Raw genomic sequence first — 14,321 nt, forward strand, 5'->3', positions numbered from 1 at the left:
GCTTCTTTAGCTATTCTTAGGACATTCTCAGGTCGGTTCGGAAAAACTGCAGCTCAACGGGCATGAATCCGGAGATCCGCGGGAACTCTCATGACGCCTACGACGTTGTAGATCATGACAGTTCGAGCCGATCAGGAGGCCGTCATGGCAAATGCCACCACAAGCCGCGTCGACAGTGATCTGGACGCCCAGAGCCCTGCCGCCGACCTCGTGCGCGTGTATCTGAACGGCATCGGCAAAACGGCGTTGCTCAACGCCGCCGATGAAGTAGAGCTCGCAAAGCGCATCGAGGCAGGCTTGTACGCCCAGCACGTGCTGGACACCAAGAAGCGCCTGGGCGAGAACCGCAAACGCGACCTGGCTACCGTCGTCCGCGATGGTGAAGCAGCCCGCCGGCATCTGCTGGAAGCCAACCTGCGTCTGGTGGTGTCGCTGGCCAAGCGCTACACCGGCCGCGGCATGCCGCTGCTGGACCTGATCCAGGAAGGCAACCTGGGTCTGATCCGCGCGATGGAGAAGTTCGACTACACCAAGGGCTTCAAGTTCTCCACGTACGCCACGTGGTGGATCCGTCAGGCCATCACCCGCGGGATGGCCGACCAGAGCCGCACCATCCGCCTCCCCGTCCACCTGGTCGAGCAGGTCAACAAGCTGGCACGGATCAAGCGCGAGATGCACCAGAACCTGGGCCGCGAGGCCACCGACGAGGAACTGGCCGAGGAGTCCGGCATCCCGGTCGAGAAGATCAACGACCTGCTGGAGCACAGCCGCGATCCGGTGAGCCTGGACATGCCGGTCGGCACCGACGAGGAAGCTCCCCTCGGCGACTTCATCGAGGATTCCGAGGCGATGTCGGCCGAGAACGCCGTCATCTCCGAGCTGCTGCACACCGACATCCGCCACGTGCTGGCCACGCTCGATGAGCGCGAGCAGCAGGTGATCCGGTTGCGGTTCGGCCTCGACGACGGCCAGCCCCGCACCCTGGACCAGATCGGCAAGTTGTTCGGTCTGTCCCGCGAGCGGGTCCGCCAGATCGAGCGCGAGGTGATGGCCAAGCTTCGCAACGGCGAGCGTGCCGATCGGCTCCGCTCGTACGCCAGCTAGCCCTCCTGCCGATGTGCCCCGCCGGTTTCCGGCGGGGCACTCGCATATCCGGCCGGTTCCGGGCTCATGGCCTGGGGTTTTCGGCATGGATGTGACCTGCCCGACGCCCCGACGTTGCGCCGCAGTTCAAACGCGGGAAACGGTAGACTGTCCGGTGACGTTGGGGCTGGGAAGGCGCGCATGAACGATCTGGTCGACACCACCGAGATGTACCTGCGGACGATCTACGACCTCGAGGAAGAGGGCGTGGTGCCGCTGCGTGCCCGTATTGCCGAACGGCTCGACCAGAGCGGTCCGACGGTCAGCCAGACGGTGTCGCGCATGGAACGCGACGGTCTGTTGCACGTCGCCGGTGACCGCCACCTGGAGCTGACCGACAAGGGACGCGCTCTCGCGGTCGCCGTGATGCGCAAGCACCGGTTGGCCGAACGGCTGCTCGTCGATGTGATCGGGTTGCCGTGGGAGGACGTCCACGCCGAGGCATGCCGCTGGGAACACGTGATGAGCGAAGACGTGGAGCGGCGCCTGGTGCAGGTGCTCGACAACCCCACCACCTCGCCGTTCGGCAACCCCATCCCGGGGCTGTCCGACCTCGGCGTCGGTGCGGCGGGCTTCGACGATGTCAGCCTGGTCCGGCTCACCGAGCTCCCGGTCGGGTTGCCGGTCGCCGTGGTGGTGCGTCAGCTCACCGAGCACGTTCAGGGCGACACCGAACTCATCGGCCGGCTCAAGGACGCCGGTGTGGTGCCGAACGCGCGGGTCACCGTCGAGGCCAACGACCACGGCGGCGTGATGATCGTGATCCCCGGGCACGAGCAGGTTGAGTTGCCCCATCACATGGCGCACGCGGTCCGCGTCGAGAAGGTCTAGCCACCTCAACCGGCCCTACGCCCCCACGCCCTGCGCCGGGGCAGCTGCACACCCAGCTGTTCAGCCAACCGATAACCGGTGACCGCCAGCTCCCGGATCCGCTCAGGGTGCATGCCGGATTGCAGTGCGGTGTCGAGCATGCCGGCCATCCGGTGGGTCGGCCTCGCCTGCAGCGCGGCATCCAGCGAGACCCCGGCCAGCGGGCCATCACCGCGCGTGTACGCCGAAAAGGCCAGCAGGACAAGAGCTTCCACACGCCACGGGTCCGGTAGGTTGCGGGCGGACAGCGCCCACAAGGCTTCGGCCTGTTCGGAGCACTCCCCCACCGCCAGCGCGTAGAGGGTGTCGCGGACCCGGGGATCGGACAATGCCACGGCCAGCCGGGCCAACTCGGCAGGGCCGGGCGCAGTGCCCTCGGCCAGCCGCAGGGCCGTCGTCATCGCGGCCTCCACGTCACCGCGCACCTCGGCATCGGCCCGGGTATCCGGGCGCCCGGGCCGCTGCGCTTCGAGCGCCAACCGACGCTTCATCGCGTCGGCGGCTACCGGATCGGGCCGGATCACCCGCAGTAGTTCGTCACGGCTGGAATAGAGCCGCCGCCCGTCTAGCACCGCAGCGGCCGCCAGCGGCGACGCACCCGGATCGTCCACCCAGCCCTGTTCGCCACAGCCGTCCGCGCAATGCCAGAACCCGCCCGCGGCCACCTTGTCCACCACGTGCGCGGCGTAGAGCTCGATGCCGTCGGCAGCCAGCGTCTGGTCCAGCACCTCCGCCAACTCGCGGTAGCGGTCGTCGCACACCCGGCAGTCCCTACTGTGGTCGTCCACGACGACGGCGATCACCGCCTCCGCGCCTGCTGTGGCCGCCAGTCCGGCCAGGTGCTCGACGCGCTCGGTCATGTCCTCGGCCAGATCGGCGCGCATGACGCAACCCAGCGCGCCCCGGTCCACGGTGACCAGCACGAGGCTGCGGTGCGGGACGAACCCGAGCACCGCGGGCAGCGCGGCGATCAGCGCACCGGGACGGTTGAGGTGGAAGTCGAACTCTGACGGGGACGGCGATGGTGTTGTCATGGCCCGACCGTGCCAACCCGCGCCGTCACGAACCGGCGCCGAACCCGCCGGTTGCCGCCGGCTGGGGATGGATTCTGCGCTGGGGATAACCCGAGGCATATGTTCATCCGGTATTCGGCCTCGCCGACATGCGAGACGCCGGCAACCGGCGTAAACAGTTTTCCCATGGGTTCGATGCAGGAGTACGACCTCGTCGTCATCGGTTCCGGCCCCGGCGGTCAACGCGCCGCGATCGCCGCGGCGAAGCTCGGCAAGTCCGTCGCGGTGATCGAGCGGGGCATGATGCTCGGCGGCGTGTGCGTCAACACCGGCACCATCCCGTCCAAGACGCTGCGCGAGGCGGTGGTCTACCTGACCGGCATGAGCCAGCGCGAACTCTACGGCGCGAGCTACCGCGTCAAGGACAAGATCACGCCCGCCGACCTGCTGGCGCGGACCCAACACGTCATCGGCAAGGAGATCGACGTGGTGCGGTCGCAGCTGATGCGCAACCGCATCGAGCTCTACACCGGGCACGGCCGGTTCGCGGACGACCACACGATCGTCGTCGAGGACCCCAGCCGTGCCGAATTGGTCACCGTCCGTGGCCGTTTCATCGTCATCGCCACCGGGACCAAACCTGCCCGGCCAGCGGGCGTGACGTTCGACGAGGCGCGCGTGCTCGATTCCGACGGCATCCTCAACCTCGCGACCCTGCCCACCTCGATGGTCGTGGTCGGCGCCGGCGTCATCGGCATCGAATACGCCTCGATGTTCGCGGCGCTGGGCACCAAGGTCACCGTCGTCGAGAAACGCGACGACATGCTGGAGTTCTGCGATCCCGAGATCATCGAGTCCCTGCGCTTCCACCTACGGGACCTCGCGGTGACGTTCCGGTTCGGCGAAGAGGTGACCGCGGTGGACATCGGCACCTCGGGCACCGTGACCACGCTGGCCAGCGGCAAGCAGATCCCGGCCGAGACCGTGATGTATTCGGCTGGGCGCCAAGGCCAGACCGATCACCTCGACCTGGCCAACGCCGGCCTGGAAGCCGACGCCCGCGGCCGCATCTACGTCGACGACAACTTCACCACCAAGGTGGACCACATCTACGCGGTGGGCGACGTCATCGGATTCCCGGCGCTGGCGGCCACATCCATGGAGCAGGGCCGGCTGGCCGCCTACCACGCCTTCGGCGAACCCACCAAGGCCATGATGAGCCTGCAACCCATCGGCATCTACTCGATCCCCGAGGTGTCCTTCGTCGGCGCCACCGAGGTCGAACTGACCAAGGACTCGATTCCCTATGAGGTCGGCGTGTCCCGGTACCGCGAACTGGCCCGCGGCCAGATCGCCGGGGACTCCTACGGGATGCTCAAACTGCTGGTGTCGACCGAGGACCTACGGGTGCTGGGGGTGCACATCTTCGGCACGAACGCGACCGAGATGGTCCACATCGGGCAGGCCGTGATGGGGTGTGGCGGCACCGTCGAATACCTCGTCGACGCGGTGTTCAACTATCCGACGTTCTCCGAGGCCTACAAGGTCGCGGCGTTGGACGTGATGAACAAGCTGCGCGCGCTCAACCAGTTCCGCTACTAGCAGTCGGATTCGAGGGCCGCGGGGGCCGCGTCGCCGGGGCCGCCTGCCTCGGCTCGGGCCAGCAACCGGCCGATGCGGTCGTCGAACCGCGGCGAGTAGGACAGGTCGTCGTCGCACCCGCCGCCATCGAGCCCACCGACCAAACCGGTCACCGTCGATCCCGAGACCCACGGGGCGCCGCTGAAGCCGTCGGTCAGGCCCCCGCAGGCCAGCGACGGGAACCCCTGGGACGACCAGGTCGTCGCGCCCCGGCAGGCCAGCGGGCTGCCGCCCTCACCCATGGGGTAGCCGGTCACCGTCACCGGGCTTCCCTGCGGGGGCGCCGACCCCAAGGTCAACCCGCCGCCTGCGGTTGCCAGCAGGCTCGCCCCGGACCCGCCGGTGACCCGCACGATCGCGTAGTCGGCCTGCGGATCCTGTTCGGCGATCCAGCGCGGGTCCAGGTACGCCGCATCGACGTGCCAGGTATCACCGCCGCCCTCGCCGAAGCCGGGAACGAAGCTGGTGTCGACACCGTCGAGGAGGCAGTGCGCAGCCGTCAGGATCAGATCGCCGGATGTGCTGGCCAGGACCGATCCACTACAGGTGTGTGTCGTGGTGTCGCCGAGGAACAACGCGCCCACTCGCCGGTCCGGCATCACGGTCTCGGCCCCGGCCTGCGACAACGGGCTGACCACGACCGGTGGGCTGGTCGCCGGGGCCGTCATGGGGCCGGCAGACCCGGCGCCGGCGGTCCGCGTGACCGGCCCGGTGCATGCCGCAGCCAAGGCGGTCATCGTCGCCGCCGCTCCTGTGAGCTTCACCATCCGGGTCACCTGCATCATCACGATTTTGCCTGATCGCAGGGACTACCGCCGGAATGCCGACCCCACCCCGGTGCGTTCGCACGCAGAAGCGGGGCGGAACGAACCCCTGGCCCGGGTATGCGGGACACTAGATGGCACGGTGGTAGGCCGTCACCGCGTCCTACCGCAGCGAGGAGACGAAGCGAGATGACCGACAGCAGCGACACCCCCGACCAGCACTACCAGCCCGATCAGAGCGGCATGTACGAGCTTGAGTTCCCGGCTCCGCAGCTGTCGTCCTCGGATGGCCGCGGTCCGGTGCTGATCCACGCCTTGGAGGGTTTCTCCGACGCCGGTCACGCGATCAGGCTCGCCGCCGAGCACCTCAAGGACACCCTCGACACCGAGCTGGTGGCCTCCTTCGCCATCGATGAGCTGCTCGACTACCGGTCCCGCCGGCCTCTGATGACGTTCAAGACCGACCATTTCACCAGCTACGAAGAACCCGAGCTGAACCTGTACGCGCTGCACGACGGGGTGGGCACCCCCTTCCTGCTGCTGGCCGGGCTGGAGCCGGACCTGCGGTGGGAGCGCTTCATCACCGCGGTGCGGCTGCTCTCCGAGCAGCTCGGGGTGCGCCGGGTGATCGGGCTGGGCACCATCCCCATGGCGGTGCCGCACACCCGGCCGGTGATGCTGACCGCGCACGCCAACGACAAGGAACTGATCGCCGACCACACGCCCTGGGTCGGTGAGGTTCAGGTCCCGGCGAGCGTCTCCAATCTGCTCGAGTTCCGCATGGCTCAGCACGGCCACGAGGTGGTGGGCTACACCGTGCACGTCCCGCACTACCTGGCCCAGACCGCGTATCCGCCCGCCGCCGAGGCATTGCTGGCCGAGGTGGCCCGGACCGGTTCGCTACAACTGCCGTTGGAGAAACTGTCCGAGGCCGGCGCCGAGGTGTACAGCAAGATCAACGAGCAGGTAGAGGCTAGTGCCGAGGTCGCCCAAGTGGTGACCGGGTTGGAGCGCCAGTACGATGCGTTCGTTGCCGCACAGGAGAATCGGTCCCTGCTGGCGAACGACGAGGAACTGCCCAGCGGTGACGAGTTGGGCGCCGAGTTCGAACGGTTCCTCGCGCAGCAGACCGGTGACAAGAACAAGGACGACAGGTACCGGGACGGACGGGATGGCTTCGGCGACGGATTCCCGAACGGCGACACCGACTCCTAGCAGCCCGATGACGGGCCGAGAGCGAGGTTGACCAGCATGACCGAGCGCAAACCCCATCTGCGGACCGTCCGCGAGCTCACCCCGACACTCGAATACCGCACGATCCACGGATACCGACGGGCCTTCCGGGTGGCCGGATCCGGGCCTGCGGTCCTCCTGATCCACGGCATCGGTGACAACTCCACCACCTGGCACACCGTGCAGTCGGCACTGGCGCAGCGGTTCACGGTGATCGCCCCGGACCTGCTCGGCCACGGCAGCTCCGACAAGCCGCGGGCGGACTATTCGGTGGCCGCCTACGCCAACGGCATGCGCGACCTGCTCAGCGTGCTCGACATCGACCGGGTCACCGTGGTCGGGCATTCGCTGGGCGGCGGTGTGGCGATGCAGTTCGCCTACCAGTTCCCGCAGTTGGTGGACCGTCTGATCCTCGTCGGTGCCGGTGGCGTCACCAAGGACGTCAACATGGCGTTGCGGGTCGCCTCCCTGCCGCTGGGCAGCGAAGCACTGGCACTGCTGCGCCTACCCCTGGTGCTGCCGGCACTGCAACTCGCCGGCCGCGCCGCGGGCACGGTGTTGGGCTCAACCGGTCTCGGGCATGACATCCCGGATATGTTGCGCATCCTGGCCGACCTGCCGGAGCCGACGGCATCGTCGGCCTTCGCGCGGACCCTGCGCGCCGTGGTGGACTGGCGTGGCCAGGTCGTCACCATGCTGGACCGCTGTTACTTGACCGAATCCGTTCCCGTGCAACTGATCTGGGGCGACTCCGACTCGGTGATCCCCGTCAGCCACGCCCGGATGGCCCACGCCGCGATGCCCGGTTCCCAGTTGGAGATCTTCAAGGGATCCGGGCATTTCCCGTTCCACGACGATCCCGACCGCTTCGTCGAGGTGGTCGAACGCTTCATCGACACGACCGAACCGTCGGTCTACGACCAGGATCGGCTCCGGAGCCTGCTGCGCAGCGGGCGAACCGAAGCGACGATCACCGGGCCGTTCGATACCCAGATCGCGGTGCTCGACGCGATGGACGCCGACGAGCGCAGCGCCACCTGACCGATCCCCCACGGGGTTCCCGAGCGGACCGCCCGGACGGCGTGGGCCGCGACGTAGCATCGGTCTATGGCCATCGACGTCACTGTGTTGCGGGTGTTCACCGACTCCGAGGGCAAGCACGGCAATCCGCTGGGAGTGGTCGACAACAGCACCGTCGCCCCGGGCGACCGACAGCGGATCGCCACCGAATTGGGTTACAGCGAAACCGTATTCATCGATCTACCGCAGCCCGGCGGCAATTCGGCCGGCGCGCACATCTTCACCCCGGTCGCCGAGCTACCTTTTGCCGGACACCCGACGGTCGGTGCGTCGTGGTGGCTGCGCGAACTCGGACTGCCGGTCCACACCCTGCGGGTGCCCGCGGGGATTCTCCAGGTCGAGTACGACGAAGATCGCGCCGTGGTCAACGCCCGTTCGGAATGGGCACCGGAGTTCGCCATCTACGACCTGGCCTCGGTCGACGAGGTACTCGCCGCCGATCCCGACGATTTCGACGATGCCTACCTATGGGCCTGGATCGATGAGCCGAACGGCACGCTGCGATCCCGGTCCTTCGCCTCGCACCTGGGGATTCCCGAAGACGAGGCCACGGGGGCGGCGGCAGTGCGGATGACCGACTATCTCAGCCGCGATCTGACGATCGTCCAGGGCAAGGGCTCGGTGATCGAGACCCGTTGGAGTCCGGAAGGTTGGGTTCGCCTGGCCGGCCGCGTCGTCGCCGACGGCACCACACGGCTGGACTGAACCTGGACTACGCCTCGGCGCGGTGGGCCCGCAGCGCCTCGATCTCGCGTTCGAAGTCTTCGGCTGATGAAAATGACCGGTACACCGAGGCGAACCTCAGATAGGCCACCTCGTCCAGTTCGCGCAGCGGTCCCAGAATCGCCAACCCGACCTCGTGGCTGGGGATCTCGGGCGTGCCGAGCCCGCGGACCGCGTCCTCGACCTTCTGCGCCAGAACGTTGAGGGCGTCGTCATCGACCTGCCTGCCCTGACAGGACCGGCGTACGCCGCGAATGACCTTCTCCCGACTGAACGGCTCGGTCACCCCGCTGCGCTTCACCACGGCCAGCACGGCCGTCTCGACGGTGGTGAATCGGCGTCCGCATTCCGGGCAGGACCGCCGGCGCCGGATGGCCTGGCCCTCGTCGGTCTCGCGGGAATCGACCACACGCGAATCAGGGTGACGGCAGAACGGACAATGCATTACCGCTCCTTCGTCATGCCGCCGGACAACTAGCTCGAGCGCCCTTGAGCGTACCCGCGTTGCCCGCGGCAGACTCACCGCCGGGTCCAGTGGGGTGTAGGTGCCCACGCCGACGCCGACCAGTGTGACTGGCAGCCAGGACGATTCAGCGGTCATCGCGCTGCTCAGCCAACCGGGGCGAGCAGCGTCTGTCCCGCGTCGACGGCGGCGGAGTCGAGCTGGTTGAGATCACGGATCTGCTCGACGACCCGGGCCACCGGGGCGTCCGGCGCGACCCGCCGGGCCACCTGCTGCAGCGTTTCGCCCGACTTCACCTGGACCACCGCCAGTTCGGTCGGCGTGGGCGTCTCGGTCCCGACGACCCCGCCGAGTTGGGCCACCAGGCCCAGCCACACGGTGATGCCCGCGGCGACCAGGGCCAACAAGACGGTGGTCAACGGCGTGATGGGGCGGCTGCGATGAGATGCCCGCGACATCAGCACTCCGGTTCCGCGGTATCGGACCGAGCCGGCGGACGGCCGGGACGGCGCCGGCCGCTGGACCCGGCGCAACGGCCTGGGCGCACCGGCACCGAACTGGGCGCGGGGCGACTGCGACCGCGGAGTGGCCCGAACAGCGCGGGAACGGCTATCGGCGGGGATATCGATGATCGCCATCTGACTGCCTTTCGGTGAGACGTATTCGCTCTTGTGTTCGAACATAGTCGCTCAAGTGTTCGATGGATAGAACATGTGATCGAACTGTTGCCAAACGATAGAACAGGGCACCGACAAGTTCGGGCGGCCGAGTCCGCCGACGCCCGCGACGCGGCACCGCGCACCACCCACCTGCAGACACGCCCGCAACACGCGTCGAACACATGTTTGATTAATGTTCGACCAGCGACTACATTCGCCCTCATGAGCGACGACCGCAGCAGGGACGGCAGCACCGACACCCCGGCCGGATCGGACGGCGCGGGCCCACGCCGGGCCGAGGGCGGCCTCACCGACCGGCAACGGACGATTCTCGATGTCATCCGGGCATCGGTGACCAGCCGCGGCTACCCGCCCAGCATCCGCGAGATCGGCGACGCGGTCGGCTTGACCTCGACGTCGTCGGTCGCCCATCAGCTGCGCACCTTGGAGCGCAAGGGCTACCTGCGGCGCGACCCCAACCGACCCCGCGCCGTCGACGTGCGCGGCGCCGACGATCCGGCGGCCGCGGTGGTGTCGACCGATGTGGCCGGCTCCGATGCACTGCCCGAGCCGACGTTCGTCCCGGTGCTCGGGCGGATCGCCGCGGGCGGGCCCATCCTGGCCGAGCAGGCCGTCGAGGATGTCTTCCCGCTGCCTCGCGAACTGGTCGGCGAGGGCTCGCTGTTCCTGCTCAAGGTCGTCGGGGACTCGATGGTCGACGCCGCCATCTGCGACGGTGACTGGGTGGTGGTGCGCCAGCAGAGCGTGGCCGACAACGGGGACATCGTGGCAGCCATGATCGACGGCGAAGCCACGGTCAAGACGTTCAAGCGGACCCGCGGTCAGGTCTGGCTCATGCCGCACAATCCGGCATACGACCCGATCCCGGGCAACGACGCGGCGGTGCTCGGCAAGGTCGTCACCGTGATCCGCAAGATCTGACGAACCCAGACAAGACCCGGCCGCATCGAGATGTGGCCGGGTCCTTCCGACTCAAGTTCAGTCGGTGCGCACGAATCCGTTGGTGCGGGCGAATTCCTCACTGGCGAACCAGATCTCGGCCACCGCGTCGTCGTACTCACTGCTGTCGGGTGCCCAGTACCGGCCGGACTTCGTGTCGGCCTTGATCGGGTATCCCTCCGGCGCGCGGTTCGGGTCGTCCAGCGGCAGGTGGATCGCGGTGGCACTGGGGATCTCGTCGAGTTCGATGGCAGCATGGCGGCCGCTGTGGGACTCGCTGCCGTAGGCCTCGGCCTCGGTGATCACCCGGGTCGGCGCGGTGTCGACGTTGTCCTGATCGCTCGGCACAGCCAGGCCGCTCGGCACCGCCAGCCCGCCGAGGGCCGCGAACCCTTGCGGAGACGCGCCGCCCGCCGCACCACCGAACGCCGCGGTATCGGCCGCGTCGTCTGCGAGTTCCGCTTCGATCTCGTCCTCGGTGTCTTCGCCCTCGGCTACTTCCTCGAAGTCCGCATCGATCGGCGTGTTGAGATCGTCGTCCTCATCGAAATCGTCGTCGTCGAAGTCGTCCTCTTCGAAATCGTCGTCCTCGTAATCGTCGTCGTCTTGATAGCCGTCGTCGTAATCCTCGAAGCCCCGTTCCGACTCCGGGCCGGCCAGCCGCGCGGCATCTTCCGGCGGCTCGTCGTCATCGTCCGGGGATCCGTACCCGCCGGACGGTCGGTGGGGAGCCGCCCACTGGCTCACCGGCATCGCGATATCGGTGGGACCGTCGTACGGCGACGCCGCGCCGCCGGCCGAGTCCTCACCCGCCTCGGCGAATCGCGCCGTCGTGGCTTCGCCGGCACCATAGGCGCTTGCGGGCGCGTAACTCGGCGCCTCGGCACCGCGGTCGTCCACGAACTCGTCGTCGTCGTATCCCCGCGATTCGTAGTGCGCCTCGTCGTAGCGGCCGTCGTCGTAGCGCGCTTCACCGGGCCCACCGTCGTAGTCGTCGTCGAACGGATCGTGGTCGAAGTCGTCATCGCCACCGCCCCTACGGCGGTGCCACAGTGCCGCTCCCACGATCAGACCTGCGAGCAGGAGCACCGGGATGACCGCGATCAGCCACCACCAGCTCCAATGCCAGGAGAACGGCTTCTTGGTATCCGCTGCCGACGGCTGGGGACCACCGGCATGAGGTTGCCCGACACCCGGAACCTGCAGCCCGCTCAACTCGGAAGCGAGTTTGGACGGCTCCGTGGTGAACTTGTTGGCCTCGCGGTCCCATGAGATCGCTCCCCCGCTGAACCGCTGGGTGATGACGGAGCCGTCTTCGGTCTGGTCGGCCATCGGAGCGCCCAGTGCGCCCTTGGCCCCGCCGAGCTTGTCCCAGGCCGCCTTCATGGCGCCACGCACGATCACTGCGCCGTAGTCGGGTGTCCAGAAGATGACGGGGTTGTCGGCCGCGGCGAAGGTGCTGATCCGGCTGTTCGGGCCGAGCCCGCCCTCGGCCTCGCTGGCGGTCGGGAAGCCCAGATCGCCTTCGGGGCCGCCGACGCTTTCGTACTTCTCCAGCAGTTGACCGGTGATCGCGTTGGCACCCGTGGCCTGGCTGTAGAAGATCTTGCCGCCCGCGTAGTTCTGGCCCAGCCCACCGTCGCCGACCGGGTACTGATCGCCGTCCTTGGCGCCCAGCGGACCCATCGGCCCACCCGCGGCCCGGCGTGCCGCGGCGATCGCCGCCGCGGGATCCGACGGGACGTCCAGGCCGGCGAGTTGATCGGCCAGGTCCGGCGGCACCGTGGTGAACGCCTTGGTCTTGCGGTTCCAGGAGATCTCACCGCCGGTGAACTTCTGGGAGATCACATCGCCGTCGAACGACTCGTCGTCGGACGGAACGCCCAGCACTCCGGCAGAACCGCCGAGCTTGTCCCAGGCGGCGTTGATGGCGCCCCGGACCACCCGGGCACCGGTGGCCGGCGTCCAGAAGATGACCGGGTTGTCAGGCGCGCTCAACGTGGAGTTGCGGCTGTCGGGGGCACGTCCGGCGCCCTCGTCGATGGTGGGGAATCCCAGATCGCCGTCGGCCGCGCCGCCGAGGGACTCGTACTTGTCCAGAATCGCGCCCTGCATGAAATGCGCGCCGGTTGCCGGAGTGAAGAACATCTTGCCGCCGGCGAAGTTCTGCGCGAAGCCCGAACCCACCGCGTAGACGCCGCCCTGACGGGGACCCAGTGGCCCGCCGTCACCGCCGCTGGCCTCCCAGGCGGCGGTGACCGCCGCATCGGCATCCGATTCAGGGGTGGCCGACGCCACCGCCGGAACCGTCAAAGCAGCGACCACGAGTGCGAGCAGGCCGACCGCCAACCGCCACACGGCCGCGTTCAGCCTCGCTCCAGGCCTAGTCATGCGCTCTCCCCGCTCGTTCGGCAAAGTTTCCTCAGAAATGTCCCGCCCCGACAACTTTGCTTCAGCACGTGACGATAACCAAGGAACGTGGCCGATCATGACCAAAAAAGCCCCAATATCTGGGTCTGGCGACCCAGAATTGGGCTTCTCGGGGCGTGATACCGGATGAATCCGGGGGTCGATCGGTCCGCTAGACCCCCAGACTGCGTCCGATGATCTCCTTCATGATCTCGGTCGTACCGCCGTAAATGGTCTGCACCCGGGCATCCAGGTAGGCCCGGGCAACCGGGTACTCCCGCATGTAGCCGTAGCCGCCGTGCAGCTGCAGGCAGCGGTCGATGAGCTCGACCTGCTTCTCGGTCGAGTACCACTTGGCCATCGCGGCCTGCTCGACGGTGAGCTTCTCGTCGAGGTGCAACCGGATGAACTCGTCGACCATCATCCGCACCACGGTGGCCTCGGTCGCCAGTTCGGCCAACAGGAACCGGCTGTTCTGGAAGCTGCCGATGGGCTTGCCGAACGCCTTGCGCTCCTTGGTGTACTGCACGGTCTGGTCCAGCACCGCCTCCATCGCCGCGGCGGCCATGATGGCGATCGAGATGCGTTCCTGCGGCAGGTTCTGCATCAGGTAGACGAATCCCTGGCCTTCCTCGCCGAGCAGGTTCTCGACGGGGACCTTGACGTCGGTGAACGACAGCTCGGCGGTGTCCTGGGCGTCCAGGCCGATCTTGTCGAGGTGCCTGCCGCGCTCGAAGCCCTCCATGCCACGCTCCACGACCAGCAGCGAGAAGCCCAACGCGCCCTTCTCCGGGTCGGTCTGGGCGACGACGATCACCAGGTCGGAGTTGATGCCGTTGGTGATGAAGGTCTTCGACCCGTTGAGCACGTAGTGGTCGCCGTCGCGGACCGCACGGGTCTTGATGCCCTGCAGGTCGCTGCCCGTACCGGGTTCGGTCATTGCGATCGCCGTGATCGATTCACCGGTGCAGAACTTGGGCAGCCAGCGCTGCTTCTGCTCCTCGTTGGCCAGCCGCAGCAGATAGGGCGCGACGACGTCGTTGTGCAGGCTGAAGCCGATGCCGCTGTAGCGGCCGGCCACGGTCTCCTCGCAGACGATCGTGTTGTACCGGAAGTCGTCGTTACCGCCGCCGCCGTACTCCTCCGGCACGGCCATCCCGAGAAAGCCCTGCTTACCCGCCTCGAGCCAGACCCCGCGGTCGACGATCTTGTCCTTCTCCCACTGGTCGTGGAAGGGCGCGACATGCTTGTCGAGGAACGCCCGGTACGACTCGCGGAACAGCTCGTGCTCCGGCTCGAACAACGTGCGGTCGTACTTCACAGCACTGCCCATGGTGTGACCTCCGGTACTGGTTACGGATTT

Annotated in this window: 13 protein-coding genes; 7 read left to right on the forward strand and 6 right to left on the reverse strand. The window is 67.8% G+C overall.

Annotated features, from left to right (window positions below; translation table 11 throughout):
- Positions 1-114: 114 nt before the first annotated feature.
- Positions 115-1,104, forward strand: a complete 990-nt coding sequence (locus G6N57_RS24090; RefSeq protein WP_255376491.1) for a sigma-70 family RNA polymerase sigma factor — start codon at positions 115-117, stop codon at positions 1,102-1,104.
- A gap of 180 nt (positions 1,105-1,284) precedes the next feature.
- Positions 1,285-1,974 carry an iron-dependent transcriptional repressor DtxR gene (locus G6N57_RS24095; protein WP_036444961.1) on the forward strand — a complete coding sequence of 230 codons (690 nt, stop codon included), beginning with the start codon at positions 1,285-1,287 and terminating at the stop codon, positions 1,972-1,974.
- A 5-nt stretch (positions 1,975-1,979) separates the two neighbouring features.
- Here G6N57_RS24095 and G6N57_RS24100 read toward each other — a convergent pair whose 3' ends face one another.
- Complete coding sequence (locus tag G6N57_RS24100; RefSeq protein ID WP_077739089.1) at positions 1,980-3,047, reverse strand: DUF4192 domain-containing protein; 1,068 nt, start codon at positions 3,045-3,047, stop codon at positions 1,980-1,982.
- Between the two features lie 165 nt (positions 3,048-3,212).
- On the opposite strand from G6N57_RS24100, the gene sthA reads away from it, so the two are divergent.
- Positions 3,213-4,628: a Si-specific NAD(P)(+) transhydrogenase gene (gene sthA / locus G6N57_RS24105; protein ID WP_077739088.1), complete on the forward strand. Its 1,416-nt coding sequence runs from the start codon at positions 3,213-3,215 to the stop codon at positions 4,626-4,628.
- Here the strand turns inward: sthA and G6N57_RS24110 are convergent.
- Positions 4,625-5,434 carry a trypsin-like serine peptidase gene (locus tag G6N57_RS24110; RefSeq protein ID WP_165777792.1) on the reverse strand — a complete coding sequence of 270 codons (810 nt, stop codon included), beginning with the start codon at positions 5,432-5,434 and terminating at the stop codon, positions 4,625-4,627. The two genes, sthA and G6N57_RS24110, sit on opposite strands and share 4 nt — an antisense overlap.
- A gap of 186 nt (positions 5,435-5,620) precedes the next feature.
- Between G6N57_RS24110 and G6N57_RS24115 the strand changes: the two genes are divergently transcribed.
- The 3 genes from G6N57_RS24115 to G6N57_RS24125 all read left to right on the forward strand — a co-directional run bounded on the left by G6N57_RS24115 (position 5,621) and on the right by G6N57_RS24125 (position 8,449).
- Positions 5,621-6,646: a proteasome assembly chaperone family protein gene (locus G6N57_RS24115; RefSeq protein WP_077739086.1), complete on the forward strand. Its 1,026-nt coding sequence runs from the start codon at positions 5,621-5,623 to the stop codon at positions 6,644-6,646.
- A gap of 36 nt (positions 6,647-6,682) precedes the next feature.
- Positions 6,683-7,705 carry an alpha/beta fold hydrolase gene (locus G6N57_RS24120; RefSeq protein WP_077739085.1) on the forward strand — a complete coding sequence of 341 codons (1,023 nt, stop codon included), beginning with the start codon at positions 6,683-6,685 and terminating at the stop codon, positions 7,703-7,705.
- 66 nt (positions 7,706-7,771) lie between these two features.
- Positions 7,772-8,449: a PhzF family protein gene (locus G6N57_RS24125; RefSeq protein ID WP_077739084.1), complete on the forward strand. Its 678-nt coding sequence runs from the start codon at positions 7,772-7,774 to the stop codon at positions 8,447-8,449.
- A gap of 7 nt (positions 8,450-8,456) precedes the next feature.
- Here the strand turns inward: G6N57_RS24125 and nrdR are convergent, their stop codons facing one another.
- Complete coding sequence (gene nrdR / locus G6N57_RS24130) at positions 8,457-8,912, reverse strand: transcriptional regulator NrdR (RefSeq protein ID WP_019348288.1); 456 nt, start codon at positions 8,910-8,912, stop codon at positions 8,457-8,459.
- Positions 8,913-9,076: 164 nt separating this feature from the next.
- Positions 9,077-9,613, reverse strand: a complete 537-nt coding sequence (locus G6N57_RS24135) for a LysM peptidoglycan-binding domain-containing protein (RefSeq protein WP_077739083.1) — start codon at positions 9,611-9,613, stop codon at positions 9,077-9,079.
- Positions 9,614-9,811: 198 nt separating this feature from the next.
- On the opposite strand from G6N57_RS24135, the gene lexA reads away from it, so the two are divergent.
- Positions 9,812-10,531: a transcriptional repressor LexA gene (lexA, locus tag G6N57_RS24140; protein ID WP_077739082.1), complete on the forward strand. Its 720-nt coding sequence runs from the start codon at positions 9,812-9,814 to the stop codon at positions 10,529-10,531.
- A gap of 57 nt (positions 10,532-10,588) precedes the next feature.
- Here lexA and G6N57_RS24145 read toward each other — a convergent pair whose 3' ends face one another.
- Both G6N57_RS24145 and G6N57_RS24150 read right to left on the reverse strand, forming a co-directional pair.
- Positions 10,589-12,940 (reverse strand): LGFP repeat-containing protein, encoded by a 2,352-nt coding sequence (locus tag G6N57_RS24145; protein ID WP_077739081.1) that lies wholly within the window; start codon positions 12,938-12,940, stop codon positions 10,589-10,591.
- 190 nt (positions 12,941-13,130) lie between these two features.
- The gene (locus tag G6N57_RS24150) at positions 13,131-14,291 is read right to left on the reverse strand and encodes an acyl-CoA dehydrogenase family protein (protein WP_077739080.1); all 1,161 of its coding nucleotides are present in this window, start codon (positions 14,289-14,291) and stop codon (positions 13,131-13,133) included.
- Positions 14,292-14,321: the final 30 nt, after the last annotated feature.

Source organism: Mycolicibacterium boenickei (genome assembly GCF_010731295.1).
GTDB lineage: Bacteria > Actinomycetota > Actinomycetes > Mycobacteriales > Mycobacteriaceae > Mycobacterium > Mycobacterium boenickei.

Coding starts and splice junctions, on each gene's coding strand:
- lexA (WP_077739082.1), top strand. CDS start 9,812: ATGAGCGACGACCGCAGCAGGGACGGCAGCACCGACACCCCGGCCGGA.
- G6N57_RS24150 (WP_077739080.1), bottom strand. CDS start 14,291: ATGGGCAGTGCTGTGAAGTACGACCGCACGTTGTTCGAGCCGGAGCAC.
- G6N57_RS24145 (WP_077739081.1), bottom strand. CDS start 12,940: ATGACTAGGCCTGGAGCGAGGCTGAACGCGGCCGTGTGGCGGTTGGCG.
- nrdR (WP_019348288.1), bottom strand. CDS start 8,912: ATGCATTGTCCGTTCTGCCGTCACCCTGATTCGCGTGTGGTCGATTCC.
- G6N57_RS24100 (WP_077739089.1), bottom strand. CDS start 3,047: ATGACAACACCATCGCCGTCCCCGTCAGAGTTCGACTTCCACCTCAAC.
- sthA (WP_077739088.1), top strand. CDS start 3,213: ATGGGTTCGATGCAGGAGTACGACCTCGTCGTCATCGGTTCCGGCCCC.
- G6N57_RS24135 (WP_077739083.1), bottom strand. CDS start 9,613: ATGTTCGAACACAAGAGCGAATACGTCTCACCGAAAGGCAGTCAGATG.
- G6N57_RS24090 (WP_255376491.1), top strand. CDS start 115: ATGACAGTTCGAGCCGATCAGGAGGCCGTCATGGCAAATGCCACCACA.
- G6N57_RS24125 (WP_077739084.1), top strand. CDS start 7,772: ATGGCCATCGACGTCACTGTGTTGCGGGTGTTCACCGACTCCGAGGGC.
- G6N57_RS24110 (WP_165777792.1), bottom strand. CDS start 5,434: ATGGTGAAGCTCACAGGAGCGGCGGCGACGATGACCGCCTTGGCTGCG.
- G6N57_RS24115 (WP_077739086.1), top strand. CDS start 5,621: ATGACCGACAGCAGCGACACCCCCGACCAGCACTACCAGCCCGATCAG.
- G6N57_RS24120 (WP_077739085.1), top strand. CDS start 6,683: ATGACCGAGCGCAAACCCCATCTGCGGACCGTCCGCGAGCTCACCCCG.
- G6N57_RS24095 (WP_036444961.1), top strand. CDS start 1,285: ATGAACGATCTGGTCGACACCACCGAGATGTACCTGCGGACGATCTAC.